7 protein-coding genes and 1 pseudogene are annotated in these 17,772 nt (G+C 74.4%); 1 reads left to right on the forward strand and 7 read right to left on the reverse strand.

Annotated features, from left to right (window positions below; genetic code table 11):
* Positions 1–13: 13 nt before the first annotated feature.
* Together AC27L3_RS23435 and AC27L3_RS23440 are read right to left on the reverse strand one after the other, a co-directional pair.
* Entirely contained in the window at positions 14–1,189 is a 1,176-nt protein-coding gene (locus tag AC27L3_RS23435) for an acyl-CoA dehydrogenase family protein (RefSeq protein ID WP_487236023.1), read from the reverse strand.
* A gap of 64 nt (positions 1,190–1,253) precedes the next feature.
* On the reverse strand, positions 1,254–2,036 hold the full coding sequence (locus tag AC27L3_RS23440; RefSeq protein ID WP_365969445.1) for an AfsR/SARP family transcriptional regulator: 783 nt from the start codon (positions 2,034–2,036) through the stop codon (positions 1,254–1,256).
* Between the two features lie 250 nt (positions 2,037–2,286).
* Between AC27L3_RS23440 and AC27L3_RS23445 the strand changes: the two genes are divergently transcribed.
* Positions 2,287–2,778, forward strand: coding sequence for a flavin reductase family protein (locus tag AC27L3_RS23445; protein WP_344433248.1), 492 nt, complete (start codon positions 2,287–2,289; stop codon positions 2,776–2,778).
* A 14-nt stretch (positions 2,779–2,792) separates the two neighbouring features.
* Here the strand turns inward: AC27L3_RS23445 and AC27L3_RS23450 are convergent, their stop codons facing one another.
* The 5 genes and pseudogenes from AC27L3_RS23450 to AC27L3_RS23470 all read right to left on the reverse strand — a co-directional run.
* Positions 2,793–3,986: an IS701 family transposase gene (locus AC27L3_RS23450; RefSeq protein ID WP_487236024.1), complete on the reverse strand. Its 1,194-nt coding sequence runs from the start codon at positions 3,984–3,986 to the stop codon at positions 2,793–2,795.
* A 201-nt stretch (positions 3,987–4,187) separates the two neighbouring features.
* A complete protein-coding gene (locus tag AC27L3_RS23455; RefSeq protein ID WP_487236025.1) occupies positions 4,188–4,823 on the reverse strand; it encodes a ScbR family autoregulator-binding transcription factor in 636 nt (211 codons plus the stop codon).
* Between the two features lie 155 nt (positions 4,824–4,978).
* Positions 4,979–5,743 (reverse strand): glucose 1-dehydrogenase, encoded by a 765-nt coding sequence (locus AC27L3_RS23460; protein ID WP_487236026.1) that lies wholly within the window; start codon positions 5,741–5,743, stop codon positions 4,979–4,981.
* Positions 5,744–5,790: 47 nt separating this feature from the next.
* On the reverse strand, positions 5,791–12,174 hold the full coding sequence (locus AC27L3_RS23465) for a thioester reductase domain-containing protein (RefSeq protein WP_487236035.1): 6,384 nt from the start codon (positions 12,172–12,174) through the stop codon (positions 5,791–5,793).
* 54 nt (positions 12,175–12,228) lie between these two features.
* A pseudogene (locus tag AC27L3_RS23470) lies at positions 12,229–17,715 on the reverse strand (SDR family NAD(P)-dependent oxidoreductase); the annotation flags it as partial.
* Between the last annotated feature and the right edge of the window lie 57 nt (positions 17,716–17,772).

Raw genomic sequence — 17,772 nt, forward strand, 5'->3', positions numbered from 1 at the left:
CGCCGGACGCGGCCTACAGGAACTCGGTGTCGGGGTCCATGCCGAGCAGGATGCGGCCCTGCACCTCCAGGTTGGCGGCCTGCTGCACGAGGGCGTGCAGGGCGAAGCCCTGGATGTCGCGGTGGAAGCGCTGCAGGTCGACGCTGCGCTGGATGACCGAACCGCCGCTGGCGTCGAAGAGGATCTCCACGGCCTCCTTGGCGAGCTGCGTGGCGAACGCGGTCTGCCCGCGCACGATCGCCTTCTCCTCGTCGGTGGGCTGCTCACCGGCGTCGGCGCGCCGCTGCAGCACCTCCAGCCAGCGCTCCGACAGCGCCTCGGCCGCGTCGATCTTGTTGCGGGCGGTGGCGACCTGGATCTGGGTGAGGGGGTGCTGCTTCTGGTCGGTCCAGTTGGTGTAGGTGATGCCGCGGCCGGGGAGGCGCTCCAGGAACAGCTCGTAGGCACCCTGCGCGATGCCGAGGAAGACCGCCGTCACCTCGGCGAGGATGAAGGCCAGCAGGCCGTAGTTGCGGCCGGTGGCGCCGGTGTTGGAGCGGTCGCCGGTCGCACAGACCATGACCTCGCCGTAGTCGACGATGTGGTGGGCGGGGATGAAGACGTTCTCGGCGGTGGTGGTGGAGCTGCCGGTGCCGGCGCCGGCGGAGACGTGCCAGTCGTCGGCGATGGTCATCTTGTCCATCGGGACGATGGCCATCACCTCGCGGTGGGAGCCGTCGGCTTCCTCGAGGACGGCGGCGGTGAAGTTCCAGTGGGCGCCGCGGCAGCCGGAGTTGAAGCGGTAGGTGCCGTTGAGCAGGTAGCCGCCCTCGGTGGGGGTGAGGGTGCCGGTGGGGGCGAAGACGATGGAGACGCGGGTGTCGCGGTCCGCGAAGATCTCCTCCTGGGCCTTGTCCGGGTAGAGGGTGGCGGCCCAGGTGCTGCTCACCCACACCATGGTGAGCCAGCCGGTGGACGGGCAGCCGCGGGCGATCTCGGCTATGACCTTGGTCTGGTCGGCCAGCGGCAGGTCCAGCCCGCCGAAGCGCTGCGGCACGGCCATGCGGAAGACGCCGGCCTCCTCGAGGAGGGTGATGTTCTCCTCGGGGATCCAGCGGCGTTCCTCGGCCTCCCGGCCGTTCTTGCGGAGAGTGGGGACGATGCTCTTGACCGCATCCAGGACGGATGCAAGGTCGCCGTTCACGGCCATGCGGGGGCTCCTCGTCGTTCCGGCTATCGGTACGGAACGCTACTGAGGAGCTCACTTCCGGTGATCAACCCGCGGTCATGGCCCGGTAATCCGGCTCGGGGTTGAGCACCTCGTGCTGCAGGCGCTGCAGTTCGGGCGAGGGCTCCAGGCCGAGTTCCTCGTCGAGGATGCGGTAGAGGTTCTGGTACGCCTTGAGGGCCTCGGCCCGCCGCCCGGCGCTGTGCAGGGCGGAGATGAGCTGGCCGTGGAACCACTCGTTGAGCGGGTAGGCGTGCACGAGCAGCCGCAGCTCGGGGATGGACTCGCGCTGCCGGCCGAGCCGGCCTTGGCCCTCGATGCGCAGTTCGAGGGCCCGGATGCGCAGTTCGTCGAGGTGGGCGATGGAGCCGGCGAGCAGGTCGCCGGAGGGGATGCTGGAGAGCACCGGGCCGCGCCACAGCCCGAGCGCCTGGTTGAGGTGCACGACGGCGGTCTCGGGGTCGCCGTCCTGCAGTTCGGCGTGGCCGCGGGCGACGAGCCGCTCGAAGACCTTGATGTCGACCTCGTCGTCGTCGACCTGGACGACGTACCCGGGGGCGCGCGTGATCAGGAGCGTACGGCCCGCGGGGGCCAGCTCCTCGCTCACGAACATCCGCCGTGCGTGGTAGATGTACGTCTGCAGCGTGGTCAGGGCGCTGCGGGGCGGCTTCTGGCCCCACAGTTCCTGGATGAGCGCGTCGGCGGTGACGATCTCGCCCGGCCGGGTCAGCAGGAGCGCCAGGGCCTGGCAGACCTTCGGGGTGCTCGGTACGTACGTCCTGCCGTCGTCGGCGACTATTTCGAACGGCCCGATGAGGTTGAACCTCACTGTGCACACTCCTGTTCCCGGCGCTGCCGATGACCCCCTGCGCCGATCACCTGAAAGGGTGATTCAGACACTAGGCACACGGGGTGAGGATTCCTACCGAGAGAACCCAAGAGTGTCAGGTTACCGGACGGTAAGTATTTTTATTGGGAAAAGCCCTCGATCCGGTCTCGATCACACCTCGAGCGGCTCCCGGCGGGCGCATCGCGCCACCCTGGATCCGGCCTCGAGCACCTGCGCACAGGCTGGGGGCGTGCTCACAGAGACGATCTCCCCCGACCTGTTCCGCGCTGCTCTCTCCCGCTGGGCCAGCGGCGTCACCGTGGTGACCACCAGCGACGCCCAGGGGCGCGGCCACGGTTTCACGGCCAGCGCCTTCTCCTCCGTGTCGCTCGACCCCGCGCTCGTTCTGGTGTGCCTGGACAACCGGGCCAACTGCTTCGAGGCGTTCCGGCAGTCGGAGGGGTTCGTGGTGCATCTGCTGGCCCAGGGGCAGCAGGACCTCGCCGGGCGTTTCGCCAGCAAGGGCGCGGACAAGTTCGCCGGTACGGACGTGCAGCTCTCCTCCCGTGGGCTGCCGCTGCTGCCGGGGGCGCTGGCGCGCCTCGAGTGTCGGACGGAGCGTCGTATTCCGGGTGGTGACCACCTGATCCTCATCGGCGAGGTGCACCACGCGCAGGACGGCGAGGGCGAGCCGCTGGTGTACTACCAGCGCGGCTTCCACGAGCTGAACCCGGTGGGCTGACCGCCGAGGAGACCTCAGGCGACGTGGCCGGCGGGCCCCGCCGGCCGGTCCTCCTGCTGCGGGCGGGTGGCCGGGAAGGCCGCCGTGCCCGCCAGGACGACGGCCAGGTGGGCCACGGAGGCGAGCGTGACGTGCCGGTGCCAGCCCTGGTAGGAGCGGCCCACGAAGTCGCGCATGCCCACCGCGTCGGCGATCCGCGCGGCGTCGCGGTCGGCGGTGTCCGTCAGCCGGGTCAGCCGCAGCAGGGTGCCCAGCGGCAGATCGGCGGAGTCCGTCAGCCACAGGCGCGGCCGTCGCCGGTCGTCGCCGGACCACTCGGCCACCAGCCGCAGCGGCCTGCGGGCCGCACCGTCGAAGCGGCTCGCGGCCTGCTCCCGTGCCGGCGCGGGCAGGTGCACCGGCAGCGTCGTGGCCAGGGTCTCGCCCCGTTCGTCGCGGGTGCGCGTCCACTCCGCCGGGCGCCGTAAGCGCCCTGCCGCCTCGGCGAGTTGTCCGGCGGTCGTGGTGCGGTCGCTGTACGCCTGCAGGACGGCCCCGTCGGGCCGCAGCCGGGTTCCGGGGTCGACGCGGAAGAGCAGGGGACCGGGGACGCCTTCGAGGTGCCGGGCGCACGCGGCGACGTCCAGCCCGGGCACGCTCACCACCACCGGCAGGCGCTGCGGCCCGGCCCCGGAGGCCGGCATCAGCTGCCGTACGCACGCCTCGGCGGTGGCGGTGTTCACCGATTCGGGGATGCTCGCGCGCTTCCTGCGCCCGGCGTCGGCCAGCCAGCTCTCGGTCAGCTGTAATCGCCAGTCGGCCGGGACGGCGTGGCTTCCGACGAGCCAGGCGCCGTACGCCTGCTGGCTGTTGACCGTCTGCCCGGTGGCCGGTACGAACCGGGGCTCGACGCCCACCGAGTGCACGCCCGCCTTCGGGATGACGGTGGGCCGCACCACCCAGGCCCGCGGCCGCAGGAGCGCCTCGACGTGGGCGGCCAGCGACTGCCGTACCGGCCGCCAGTCCCATGACGAATCGCTGATGAAGTGGTGCACGCTCTGCCGGGCCGTCGTGCCGCCGATCTGCTCGGCGATGTTGCGCAGGGTCTTGCGGCCCTCGGCGGTCAGCAGCCCGCGGACGTACTGCTGGGCGCGCAGGCGCTGGTCGCTGCGGGGCAGCGAGTCGAAGAGGACCGCGCCGATGTCGTCGATCACCTGATCGGTTGTCATCGCATCCCCCCACCGTCATGCCGGACCTGCGTCCTGCGCGAGCATGTCGATCCGCCGAGCGCTGTTCGCAGCGTTCGAGCCCGTGGCCGGGCGGGCGGAAATGCACCCGAAGCGGGTGCGAAGGCACCGCGGGTGACTACTGTTAATAAACCATACGATCGGTTTCAGCGGGTGAAAGTCTGGCCAATGATTGGTGGCGTGTCAGGAGCGCGCCTGCTGCTGCCGCAGCCGGTCCGGGCGATCGGGTGCGATGTCCAGCCGGGCCAGCACCGCCGGGACGGCGATGTTGGGCAGCAGCAGCTGGTAGAGCAGGGAGATCTCGTGCACGAGGTCCTCGCGCTGCGGCACCGCCTCGGCCATCAGCTGCACGCCCGTCCACGACGCCACCAGCAGGCGGGCCGTCTCGTGCGGGTCCACGTGCGCCAGGACCTCGCCGCGCTCCTTGGCCTCCGCCAGCAGCCCCTCCGCCACGCCGATCCAGTCCGGCCAGCGCGTACCGAACAGCGCCCGGGCCCGCTGGTCCACCGACAGCCGCAGCGCGGCCCTGAGCATGGGCTCCTTCGGCAGCCGGTCCGCCAGCAACAGGGAGGCGTCGGCCAGTTCCTGGAGCTTGAACTGCTGCGGAACGACCCCTTCCGTCGTCACCGCCAGGTCGAGCACGCCCCGCGCCAGGTCCTCCTTGGAACTGAAATGGAAGTACAGCGCCCCCCTGGTCACATCGGCGAGGGCCAGGATCTGGGAAATCGTCGCCGCCTCGTAGCCGCACTCGTCGAAGACGGTTCCGGCGGCCTCGAGAATGGCGAGCCGGGTGCGCCTGGCGCGCTCCTGCTGGGCCATGGAATCCCCCTCCTCATGTCCTGCCCGGTGGTACCCGGAATTCCGAAATCGTACGGTCCGTGGGGCGGGAGAATTCCCGGTGCGGCGGGCGGGGACGCGTCTTCTTTCCGCGAGCCGCCCCGACCGCCGCCGCACCGGCGGCCGCAGGCCGGCCGTCACTGGTTGACGAAACCGCCGTCCACCGGCATCACGACGCCCGTCAGGAACGGGGAACGGTCGCTGAGCAGCCAGGCCGCCGCCTCCGCGATCTCCTCCGGGGCCGCGGTGCGCCCCTGCGGCGTCATCGCGTTGACCATCTCCTCCAGGCCCGGGTTGCGCCCGAACCAGTCGGCCGTGATCTCGCTGCGGGTGGTGCCGGGGGCCACGGCGTTGACCCGGATGCCCTGCCGGGCGTACTCGTCGGCCGCGGCCCGCGTCAGGCCCACCACGGCGTGCTTGGCGGCGACGTACGGCGCGGCGGCGGGGATGGCCACCAGGCCGCCGACACTGCTGTTGTTGACGATGCTGCCGCCGCCGGTCGCCAGCATCGCGGCGATCTCGTGGCGCAGGCAGTTCCACACGCCGCGGACGTTGGTGTCCATGATGCCGTCGTAGACGTCGTCGTCCATGAGGTGCAACGGCGTGCGGTCGCCGCCTGTGCCGGCGTTGTTGAACGCGGCGTCGAGCCGGCCGTGGCGTTCGACGGCGAACTCGACGGCGCGGCGCGCGTCGCCGGTGCGTATGACGTCCGCGACGACGTACGAGGCGTCGGCGCCGGCACCGCGGAGCTCCTCCGCGAGGGCGGCGAGCCGCTCCTCGCGGCGGGCCGCGAGGACGACGACGGCGCCCTCGCGGGCGAAGACGCGGGCTGCGGCGGCGCCGATACCGCTGCTGGCGCCGGTGACGAGGGTGACTTTGCCGGGGAGAAGTTTCTCGTTCATGATCGCGAGTGTGGCACCGGGGGCTCGCGCCCCCGGCTGCCGGTCCGTCAGGGGCGGGGGAAGTGGCCGACCTCCACGAAGAAGCCGACGTACTTCTCGAACAGCTCCCGGGTCAGGGGCGGGCAGTTGATCGGTGTGCCCGACAGGGCCGCCTCCGTCTCCGTCGTGTCGATCGGCGGATAGAACGCGTCCGTGTCCGAGGTCATCATCTCGAACGCGTGCAGCAGCGGGTACAGCGCGTTCTCCCGGTCGGCGCGCACCGACCCGCTCCACTCGCCCCACTCCCGCTCGCCCAGCGCGTACCCCATGCCGCGCAGGTACTCCACGCACGTGGCGAGCGACAGCGAGCTCTGGTTGAACAGGTGGAACGTGCCGCCCGTGTGCTCCGCCCCCCGCGAGATCCCGAGGATCGCCGCACTGACGTAGTCCACCGGCAGCAGGTGGAAGCGGCCGCCGCCGGTCGCCGGCACCGCACCCGCCTGCAGCAGGCCCTTGAGGCTGAGCCAGACGAAGTCGGCCGTCTGGCAGGCGCCGTGCTCCTGGTCGCCGGAGATGACGTCGACCCGGTAGACGGACACCGGCAGCCCGCGCTCGCGCGCGATGCCGATGATCTGCTCGGCCACCCACTTGCTCTGCAGGTAGCCGCTCGGCAGCGCCTCGGCCGGCCCGGTCGGGTCGGTGACCTTCAGCGGCACGCCCTCCTCCACCGCGCCGTCGAAGACGCCGACGGTGGAGACGTAGTGCACCGGCACCGTCCGGTGCCGCGCGGCCAGGCGCAGCACCTCCTGGGTGCCGAGGACGTTGGGCGCCCTGAGCGTGGTGTACGGGTGGAGCCAGTGCACGTGGGCGCCGTTGTGGTAGACCACGTCGACCGTGCGCGCCAGCTCGTCGTACGCCTCCGGGGCCAGCCCGAGGCCCGGCTCCGCCAGGTCGCCGAGGACGAGCACGAGCCGCGAGGCGTCGACGTCGTCCCAGACCCGGTAGTACTCCAGGCTCTCCCGCAGCCGCGCCAGCGCCGCCTCGCGGTCGGCACCGCGGACGAGGCAGTGGACGCGGGCCGTCGTCGTACGCATCAGGTCCCGCAGCAGGAACGCGCCGAGGAAGCCGGTCGCGCCGGTCAGGAGCACCTCGCGCGGGTCGTCCGCCGAGCGCACCACCTCCTCCGCGGGGCGGATGTCGTCCGGGAGCACGATCTCGGCGGCGAAGTCGACGCCGGCCTGCCCGGCCGACCCGCCCGCGCCCCCGCCCGCCGTCAGCGCCTCCGTGAGGAGGAACGCGGCCAGCCGCTCGGGCGTGGGATGGTCGAAGACCACCGTCGGCGGCAGCTTGACGCCGGCCGCGGCACCGAGCCGGTTGCGCAGCTCGACCGAGGTCAGGGAGTCGAAGCCGAGCGAGGGGAAGGACTGCCCGGCGTCGACCTCGCCCGTGCCCGAGTGCCCCAGCACCCCGCCGACCTCGGCGACGACCATGGCCAGCACCGCCTGCCGCTGCTCGTCCGGGGCCAGCCCCGCCAGGCGGTCGGCCAGCGAACCGTCCACGACGTCCGAGTTACGTGCCGTACGCCGCACGGGGGTGCGGACCAGGGCGCTCAGCACGACCGGCGCCTGCGCGGGCTGGGCGCGCAGCGGGGCGAGGTCCAGCGGCGTGGCGACCAGCGCCGGCTCGCCCAGGCCCAGCGCGGCGTCCAGCAGCGCGGTGCCCTGCGCGGCCGTGACCGGACGGAAGCCGCTGCGCGCGATGCGCTTGAGGTCGACCTCGTCCAGGTGGCCGCTCATGCCGCTGTCCTGCTCCCACAGGCCCCACGCCAGCGACGTGGCCGGCAGGCCGTGCGCCGCCCGGTGCTGGGCGAGGGCGTCGAGGAAGACGTTCGCTGCGGCGTAGTTGGCCTGGCCGGGGCCGCCGACGACACCGGCGATGGACGAGAACAGCACGAACGCGGCGAGGTCGAGGTCCTTCGTCAGCTCGTGCAGATGCCAGGCCGCGTCCGCCTTCGGCCGCAGGACGGCGGCCAGACGCTCGGGGGTGAGCGAGGTGATCAGACCGTCGTCCAGAACGCCTGCGGTGTGCACGACGGCCGTCAGGGGGTGTTCGGCGGGAATCTGCGCCAGCAGCTGCGCGAGGGCGGTGCGGTCGCTCGCGTCGCAGGCCGCCACGGTGACGGTCGCGCCGAGGGCGCGCAGCTCGGCGGCCACCTTCTCCGCGCCGGGGGCGGCCGGGCCGCGGCGGCTGGTGAGGAGGAGGTGACGGACGCCGTGCGACTGCACGAGGTGCCGTGCGAAGAGGGCGCCGAGGTTGCCGGTGCCGCCGGTTATGAGGGCGGTGCCGTTCTCGCGGAGCGGTGCGTTGTCCGGTGCGGGCCGGTGGGTGGGCGCAGCCGCGCGGGCGAGGCGCGGTACCAAGGTCTTGCCGTTGCGGAGGGCCAGTTGCGGTTCGCCCGTGAGGGCTGCCGCGGCTGCCTGCGCCTCGGTCGCGCCGTCCACCAGGACGATCCTGCCCGCGTGTTCGGACTGGGCCGAGCGCAGGAGGCCCCAGACCGTGGCGGCCGCGAGGTTCGTGACGTCCTCGCCCGGCGCCGTGGCCACCGCGCCGGTCGTGACCACGGTCAGCGGTACGTCGGACAGGCGGTCCTCGGCCAGCCATTCCTGGACCAGGCCCAGCGTGCGCAGGGCCGTGGCGTGGACGTGGGCCGGGACGTCGGTGGTGGGTTCGGCCGGCAGGGGGAGCAGGACGGTGTCGTAGCGGTGCGCGGCGGCGGCCGCCGCCGCGAGGTCCGGGCGGTCGGGGTCGAGCACCGTCCACCGGGCGTCGCCGGTGGACGGCAGGGCGACCGGTGTCCACTCCATCCGGAACAGCGCGTCGTGCGGCCGGACGAGGGCTTCGGTGACGTCGGCCGCCGCGTACGTCCCCGTGCGGATCCGTTCCACCGCGGCGACGGGCTGTCCGCCGAGGTCGGCGAGGTGCAGGCGGAAGCCGCCGTCGGCGGCGGGGGCGAGGCGGGCGCGCAGGGCGGTGGCGCCGGTGGCGTACAGCCGGACGCCTTCCCAGTGGACGGCGGGGCCGGCGGCCAGCGGGTGCAGGGCGGCGTCCAGCAGGGCGGGGTGCAGGCCGAACCCGGCCGGGTCGGTGCCGGCGTCGGGGCGGATCTCGGCGTGGAGCTCGTCGCCGCGGCGCCAGGCGGCGGCCAGGCCGTGGAAGGCGGGGCCGTACGCGAGGCCGGCCGCGGCCAGTGCCGCGTACGCCTCCTCAGGGGCGTACGGCGTCGCGTCCTGCGGGGGCCAGGCGGTCAGGTCGAAGGAGCCGTCCTCGGACTCGCCGGCGGCCAGCAGGCCGTGTGCGTGCAGGGTCCAGGGCGCGTCGGGGCCCTCGGGCCGGGCGTGGACGGTCACCTCGCGGCGCCCGCCGGTGCCGGGCGCGGCGACGCGGACCTGGAGCTGGACGGAGCCCTTCTCCGGCACCGCGAGCGGGGCGTCGACGGCGAACTCGGCGAGGACGTCCGTGCCCACCTCGTCGCCCGCGCGCAGCGCGAGTTCGACGAGGGCGGCCGCGGGGACGACGGCGGTGCCGTGGACGCGGTGGTCGGCGAGCCAGGGGTGGGTGCGCAGGGAGATGCGGCCGGCGAAGAGGGCCTCGTCGGCGCCGGCGACGGGCAGGGCGGCGCCGAGCAGCGGGTGGGCGGCGGGGGCGAGGCCCAGCCCGGTGGCGTCGGTGGTGACGGTGGCGGACTCGACCCAGTAGCGGCGGTGCTGGAAGGCGTACGTGGGCAGGTCGACCTGCCGGGCGCCGGTGCCGGCGAAGAAGGCGCGCCAGTCGACGGGGACGCCGTGGGCGTGGAGCCGGCCCAGCCCCTCGACGAGGGCCGCGGGTTCGGCGGGGCCGCGGCGCAGCAGGGCGACGGCCGTGCCGGTGTCGGTGGTCTCCTGGGCGAGGGCGGTCAGGACGCCGCCGGGTCCGGCTTCGGCGTAGGCGGTGACGCCCTGGGCGGCGAGGGCGCGCACGGCGTCGGCGAAGCGGACGGGTTCGCGCACGTGGCGCACCCAGTAGTCGGGGGTGGCGAGTTCGGCGGGGTCGGCCAGGGCGCCGGTGAGCCCGGAGACGACGGGGATCTCGGGCTGGTGGTAGGTGAGGCTCTCGGCGACCTTGCGGAAGCGGGGCAGCATGGGCTGCATGTGCGGGGAGTGGAAGGCGTGGCTGACGGTGAGTCGCGTGGTCTTGCGGCCGCGCTCGCGCAGCTGCTCGGCGATCTCCTCGGCGGCGTCCGCGTCGCCCGCGAGGACCACGGAGGCGGGGCCGTTGACGGCGGCGACGGCCACCTGCTCCTCGTACCCGGCCAGCAGCGGCAGCACCTCCTCCTCCGCGGCCTGGACGGCGATCATCGCGCCGCCGGGCGGCAGTTCCTGCATCAGCCGGCCGCGGGCGGCGACCAGCTTCGCGGCGTCCTCCAGGGAGAACACGCCGGCGACGTGGGCCGCCGCGATCTCGCCGATGGAGTGCCCGGCCAGGTAGTCGGGCCGTACGCCCCAGGACTGCAGGAGCCGGAAGAGGGCGACCTCGACGGCGAACAGCGCGGGCTGGGTCCAGGCGGTGTCGTCCAGGCCCTCGCCGCTGTCGATCACCTCGCGCAGCGGCTGTCCCAGCAGCGGGTCGAGGGCGGCGGCGACGGCGTCGAAAGCCTCGGCGAAGACCGGGTACGCCGCGTACAGCTCGCTGCCCATGCCCGCGCGCTGGGCGCCCTGCCCGGTGAAGAGCACGGCGGCCTTGCCGGGTGCCCGGGTGCCGCGCACGACGGCGGCGTGCTGCTCGCCGGCCGCCAGCGCGGCGAGGCCGGCCAGCAGGTCGTCGCGGGTGGTGCCGGTGACGACGGCCCGGTGCTCCAGCGCGGAACGCCCGGTGGCGAGGGAGTACGCGACATCCAGGGCAGAAGCCTCGCCCGCGCCCTCCAGCAGCCGCTGCGCCTGGGCGGACAGCGCCTCGGCGCTGCGGGCGGACAGCAGCCACGGCAGAACGGGCGGGGTGACCGTCGCCGGTTCCGCGGTGCTCTCCTCGACCGGCGGCTGTTCGAGGATGACGTGGGCGTTGGTGCCGCTGACGCCGAAGGCGGAGACGGCCGCCCGGCGCGGGCGCCCGGTCCCGGGCCAGGGGCGGGCCTCGGTGAGCAGTTCGACGGAGCCGGCGCTCCAGTCGACCATCGGGCTCGGTGCGTCGACGTGGAGGGTGCGCGGCAGGACGCCGTGCTCCATGGCCTGGATCATCTTGATGACGCCGCCGACGCCGGCGGCGGCCACGGTGTGGCCGATGTTGGACTTCAGCGACCCCAGGTACAGCGGCCGCCCGCCGTCGCGGCCCTGGCCGTAGGTGGCCAGCAGCGCCTGGGCCTCGATGGGGTCGCCGAGGCGGGTGCCGGTGCCGTGGGCCTCGACGGCGTCGACGTCGGCGGGGGTGAGGCGGGCGTCGGCGAGGGCGGCGCGGATGACGCGTTCCTGGGACGGGCCGTTGGGCGCGGTCAGTCCGTTGGAGGCGCCGTCCTGGTTGACGGCCGAGCCGCGTACGACGGCGAGGACGCGGTGGCCGTTGCGGCGTGCGTCGGAGAGCTTCTCGACGAGCAGCAGGCCGGCGCCCTCCGACCAGGAGGTGCCGTCCGCGGCGGCCGCGAAGGACTTGATGCGGCCGTCGGGCGCGAGCCCGCTCTGCCGGGAGAAGTCCACGAACCCGCCCGGGGTGGCGGTGACGGTGGCGCCGCCGGCCAGCGCCAGCACCGACTCGCCCTGCCGTACCGACTGCACGGCCAGGTGCAGGGCGACCAGCGACGACGAGCAGGCGGTGTCCACCGACAGCGCCGGGCCCTCGAAGCCGAAGGTGTAGGCGATGCGGCCGGAGGCGACCGAGCTGAGCTTGCTGGTGAGCAGGTAGCCCTCGAACTCCTCCGGCCCGTCCAGGCCCAGGTAGCTCTGCTCGATCACGCCCGCGAAGACGCCCACCCGCTGCCCGCGCAGGGCGGCCGGGTCGATGCCGGCCTGCTCGAACGTCTCCCACGCCGTCTCCAGCAGCACCCGCTGCTGCGGGTCCATGGCCTGGGCCTCGCGCGGGGAGATGCCGAAGAACGCCGCGTCGAAGTCCCCCGCCCCGTCGAGGAAGCCGCCCTCGCGGGTGTAGGAGGTGCCGGGCGTGGCCGGGTCCGGGTCGTAGAGCCTGTCCAGGTCCCAGCCGCGGTCGGCGGGGAACGGCGAGATGCCGTCCACCCCGCCCTCGACCATGCGCCACAGGTCCGCGGGGGAGGCCACGCCGCCGGGGAAGCGGCAGGCCATGCCCACGATCGCGACGGGCTCCTCGGTGCCCGCCTCCAGCTCGGCGAGCCGGGCCCGGGCCTTCTTCAGGTCGGCCGTCACCCACTTGAGGTACTCGACCAGCTTCTCTTCATTGGGACTGGACATCAGGGATCGTCTCTCCTGGGCGATGGGGGAAGGCGAGGGCTCCGGCCGCGCGTGCCGTCAGCCGCCGGAGCGGCCGAGCTCGTTGTCGATGAAGCTGAAGATGTCCTCGGCCGAGGCCGCCTCCAGCCGGTCGGTCACGTCCTCCTGCTCCTCCTGCGCCGCGCTCTCGTTGAGCTTGGCCAGCAGCGTCTGCAGGCGGACGGAGACGCCCGCGCGCAGCGGGTCGTCGGGGGCGAGGCCCGGCAGCAGCTCTTCGAGCCGGTCCAGGGCGGCCGGTACCGGGTGCGGGGCCCCGGCGCCGCCGGGCGCGAGCTCGCGGTGCAGGAAGGCGGCGAGCGCGGCGGACGTGGGGTGGTCGAAGACCAGCGTCGCGGGCAGCCGCGTCCCCGCGGCGACGGTCAGGCGGTTGCGCAGCTCGACCGCGGTGAGCGAGTCGAAGCCCAGCTCCTGGAAGGGCCGTTCGGGCTCGATGCGGGCCGCGTCCGTGTGGCCGAGCGTGGCCGCGACGGCGGTGCGGACGACGTCGAGAAGCAGCGCCTCCTGCTCCGGGGCCGTGCGGTCCGCCAGCCGTTCGGCGAGCGACTCGGTCCGCCCGTCCTGCGACTGCGCGGCGGGCCGGGGCGCCGCCGGGGTCACCAGGGCGCGCAGCAGGGCGGGGACGCGCTCCCGGGCCCGTACGGCCGCCGCCCCCACGGGGGTGCCGACCAGGGCCGCGCTGTCGTGGGCGAGGGCCCGGTCGAACAGCGCGTGGCCCTCGACGCGGGCGATGGGCCGGAAGCCGTCGCGGGCGAAGCGGTTGAGGTCGGCCTCGTCCAGGTCCTTGTTGATGCCGCCCGGCACCGACCACAGGCCCCAGGCCAGGGACGTGCCGGGCAGGCCGGCGGCCCGGCGGTGCTCGGCGAGGGCGTCGAGGAAGGCGTTGGCGGCGGCGTAGTCGGCCTGGCCGGGGCTGCCGAGGACGCCGGCGGCCGAGGAGAACAGCACGAACGCGGCGAGGTCGAGGTCCTTCGTCAGCTCGTGCAGGTGCCAGGCCGCGTCCGCCTTGGGCCGCAGCACGGCCGAGAGCCGCCCGGGGGTGAGGGAGGGCAGCAGGCCGTTGTCGAGGACGCCCGCGGTGTGCACGACGCCGGTCAGCGGGTGCTCGGCGGGGATGCCCGTCAGCAGTGCGGCCAGCGCCTCGCGGTCGGCGACGTCGCAGGAGGCGACGGTGACCTCGGCGCCCAGGGACTGCAGGTCGGTGACGACCTCGGCCAGGCCCTCCGTCCGTGCGCCGCTGCGGGAGGCCAGCAGCACCCGGGAGATGCCGTGCTCGGCCACCAGGTGCCGGGCGAACACCGCGCCGAGCGCGCCGGTGCCGGTGATCAGCACCGTGCCGTCGGTCCGCCACGCGGGGCGGGGCGGCTTGAACTCGGGCGCGAGCAGGCGCTGCAGCCGGGGCAGCAGCAGCCGGCCGCCGCGGACGGCGGCCTGCGGCTCGCCGGAGGCGAGGAGCGCGGCCAGCAGCCCGGGGGTGTGGCTGCCGTCGGTGTCGGCGACCACGATCCGGTCGGGGGACTCGGACTGCGCGGAGCGCACGAGGCCCCACAGGGCGGCCGCGGCGAGGTCGGTGACGTCCTCGCCGGGGGCGGTGGAGACGGCGCCGCGGGTGAGGACGACCAGGGGGGTGGCGGCGAGGCGGTCCTCGGCCAGCCAGCGCTGGAGCAGTTCGAGGCCGTGGGCCGTCCCGGTGTGGAGGGCCGCGGGCAGGGGGCTGCCCGACGGAGCCCACGGCGCGAGCATGGCGTCCAGCGGGGCGCCGGACTCGATCGCCGTGGCCGCCTGGGCCGGGTCGAGGAAGCGCTGGGCCGCCAGGTCGTCGTCCGTCTCACCGAGGCCGGTGTCACCGAGGTTCGTCGCGCCGAGGTTCGTGGCACCGAGATCCGTGGCGCCGAAATCCGTGGCGCCGAGCGTGCCCCACAGCGGGCTCTCCTCGGCCGCGGGGAGCCGGGCGGGGATCCAGTCGACGCGCAGCAGCGAGTCGCGGCCGGTGCTGTCGACGTGCGGGGTGAACTGGCCGCTGGGGATGTCGCGGAAGACGATCGACTCGACGGTGGCGACCGGTTCGCCCGCCATGTCGGTCAGCTCCAGCGCGACGCTGTTCGCGTCCAGCTCGGTGACCCGCGCCTGCACGGCCGTCGCGCCGGTGGCGTGCAGCCGCACGCCGTACCAGTCGGCGGGTACGGGCACGGTGCCGCCGACCGGGTCGGCGGCCCGGACGGGCACGGCCGCGTTCAGCAGGACGGGGTGCAGGCCGTAGCGGCCGGCCTCCTCGTGCAGCTCCTCCGGCAGCCGGTACTCGATCGTCCTGCCCGTGCCCTGCGGCCGCTCGGCGGGCTCGGCGGTCCCGGGCAGGTAGTAGCCCTCCGCGTGCATGGTCCAGGGCGCGTCGGAGGAGTCGGGCCGCGAGTACAGGCACAGGCAGCGGCGCTCGGAGTCGTCGTGCGTGCCCGCGCGCACCTGCAGCTGCAGCGTCCCGTCCTCGGGGAGCACGAGCGGCACCTGCAGATTGAGCTCGTCGATCACCGGGTAGCCGATCATGTCGCCGGCGTGGACGGCCAGTTCGACCAGCGCGGAGGCCGGCAGCACGGGCGAGCCGAGGACGACGTGGTCGGCGAGCCAGGGGTGGGTCTTCAGCGACAGGCGGCTGGCGAACAGCAGCTGGTTCGCCCCGGCCACGGTGATCGGCGAGCCCAGCACCGGGTGCTGCTTGCCGTCGGTGCCGGCCGCGACGCCGAACGGGTCGGTCGCCACGGGCAGCTGCTCCAGCCAGAAGCGCTGGTGCTGGAAGGCGTACGTGGGCAGGTCCACCCGGCGCGCGCCGGTGCCGGAGAACAGGCCGGCCCAGTCGACGGCCGTGCCCCGGGCGTGCAGCTGCCCGAGGGCGGCGACGGCCGTGGCCGCCTCCGCACGCCCGGCGCGCAGCACGGGAACGGCCGCGGTGGCCTCGCCGGCACTCTCGCGGACCATCGCCGACAGCACCGGGTCGGGGCCCAGCTCCAGCAGAGTGGTGACGCCCTCCGCCTCCAGGGTGCGGGCCGCGTCCGCGAAGCGGACGGTGCCGCGCACCTGGTCGGCCCAGTAGCCGGCGCTGCGCAGCTCCTCGCCGGTGGCGACGCGGCCGGTCAGGGTGGAGACGACGGGGATTTCGGGCGCGTGGTGGGTCAGCGAGGCCGCGACCGCGCGGAACTCCTCCAGCATCCCGTCCATGTGGGGGGAGTGGAAGGCGTGGCTGACGGTCAGGCGCTTGGTCTTGCGGCCCTGCTCCTTGAGCCGGGCGGCGACCTCCTCGGCGGCGTCCGCGTCACCGGAGATCACCACGGCCTGCGGCCCGTTGACGGCGGCGACGGCCAGCCGGTCCGCGTACCCGGCCAGCAGCGGCAGCACCTCCTCCTCGGCCGCCTGGACGGCGACCATCGCGCCGCCGCCCGGCAGGGCCTGCATCAGCCGGGCCCGGGCGGCGACGAGCCGGGCAGCGTCGGCCAGGGAGAGGACGCCGGCGACGTGGGCGGCGGCGATCTCGCCGATGGAGTGCCCGGCCACGTAGTCGGGGCGTACGCCCCAGGACTCGACGAGGCGGAAGAGGGCGACCTCCAGGGCGAACAGGGCGGGCTGGGTGAAGCCGGTCGTGTCCAGCAGCGCCGCCTCCTCGCCGCCCGCCCCGGCGAACATCACCTCGCGCAGCGGCCGGCCCAGGAGCGGGTCGAGTTCGGCGCACACCGCGTCCAGGGCCGCGGCGAAGGCGGGGAACGCCGCGTACAGCTCACGGCCCGCGCCCGCGCGCTGGGCGCCCTGGCCGGTGAACAGGAAGCCGGTACGGCCCGTGCCGCGCACCCCGCTCACCACACCCGCCCCCGGCGTGCCGTCGGCCAGCGAGGCGAGCCCGGCGAGCAGCCCGGCCCGGTCGGTGGCCGTGACCACGGCCCGGTGCTCCAGTGCCGAGCGGCCGGTGGCCAGGGACAGGCCCACGTCGGTGGGGGACAGCCCCGGATCGGCCTCGACGCGCTCCAGCAGCCGGCGGGCCTGCTCGCGCAGGGCCTCGGGCGTGTGCCCGGAGACGGGCCAGGGCACGGCGGGCAGTTCGGTGGTGACGGCGGGGGCGGCGGGGGCGTGGGCCTCCTCGCCCTCGGCCGGCTCCTCGGCGGAGGGCTGCTCGATGATGACGTGCGCGTTGGTGCCGCCGAAGCCGAAGGAGGACACCGCGGCGCGGCGCGGGCGGCCCGTCTCGGGCCACTTGCGCTCCTCGATGAGCAGCTCCACGGCCCCCGACTCCCAGTCCACGTGCGGGGAGGGCTCCTCCAGGTGGAGGGTGCGCGGCAGCAGGCCGTGGTCCATGGCCTGGATCATCTTGATGACGCCGCCGACGCCGGCCGCCGCTTGGGCGTGTCCGATGTTGGACTTGAGGGAGCCGAGGTAGAGGGGGCGGTCGTCGGGCCGGTCCTGGCCGTAGGTGGCGAGCAGGGCCTGCGCCTCGATGGGGTCGCCCAGGGTCGTACCGGTGCCGTGCGCCTCCACGGCGTCGACGTCGGAGGGGTGGAGCCCGGCACTGGCCAGGGCCTGGCGGATGACGCGTTCCTGCGCCGGGCCGTTGGGGGCGGTCAGGCCGTTGGACGCACCGTCCTGGTTGACCGCCGAGCCGCGCAGGACTGCCAGGACGTGGTGGCCGTTGCGGCGGGCGTCGGAGAGACGCTCGACCAGGAGCAGGCCCACGCCTTCCGCCCAGCCCGTGCCGTCCGCATCAGCAGAGAACGACTTGCAGCGGCCGTCCTTCGCCAGCCCCCGCAGCCGGGAGAACTCGATGAACGCCACCGGCGTCGACATCACCGTCGCCCCGCCCGCCAGCGCCAGGTCGCACTCCCCGCGCCGCAGCGCGTTCGCCGCCAGGTGCAGCGTGACCAGCGACGAGGAGCACGCGGTGTCCACGGTCACCGCCGGGCCCTCCAGCCCGTAGGTGTAGGCGAGCCGGCCGGAGGCGATGGACCCGGCGCTGCCGCTGAACAGGTAGCCCTCGAAGCCCTCCGGCGGCAGGTTCGGCCGGGAACCGTAGTCGTTGTACATCACGCCCGTGAACACGCCCGTCCGGCTGCCCCGCAGCCCCTCCGGGTCGATGCCGGCCCGCTCGAACGTCTCCCACGCCGTCTCCAGCAGCAGCCGCTGCTGCGGGTCGGCGGCCAGCGCCTCGCGCGGCGACATCCCGAAGAAGGCGGGGTCGAACAGGTCGGCGTCGTGCAGGAAGCCGCCCTCGCGGGAGTACGACGTGCCGACCCGGTCGGGGTCCGGGTCGTGCAGGGCGTCCACGTCCCAGCCGCGGTTCTCCGGGAACTCGGTCACGGCGTCCACACCACCCGCGACCAGACGCCACAGGTCCTCGGGCGAGGCGACCCCGCCCGGGTAGCGGCAGGCCATGCCGACGATCGCGATCGGCTCCTGGTCCTTGCCCTCCACTTCGCGCAGGCGCTTGCGGGCGTCCCGGGCGTCGGCGATGGCCCGCTTGAGGTACTCGCGGAGTTTTACCTCGTCAGCCACGTTTCGTTCAGCTCCTGGTGGTGTGCGGATGGGTGGGAT

The organism is Streptomyces sp. PKA51 (assembly GCF_057552455.1).

What these genes read in the sequence shown, in the direction of transcription:
- AC27L3_RS23455 (WP_487236025.1), bottom strand. Translation starts at nt 4,823, where the DNA reads ATGGCCCAGCAGGAGCGCGCCAGGCGCACCCGGCTCGCCATTCTCGAG.
- AC27L3_RS23450 (WP_487236024.1), bottom strand. Translation starts at nt 3,986, where the DNA reads ATGACAACCGATCAGGTGATCGACGACATCGGCGCGGTCCTCTTCGAC.
- AC27L3_RS23460 (WP_487236026.1), bottom strand. Translation starts at nt 5,743, where the DNA reads ATGAACGAGAAACTTCTCCCCGGCAAAGTCACCCTCGTCACCGGCGCC.
- AC27L3_RS23435 (WP_487236023.1), bottom strand. Translation starts at nt 1,189, where the DNA reads ATGGCCGTGAACGGCGACCTTGCATCCGTCCTGGATGCGGTCAAGAGC.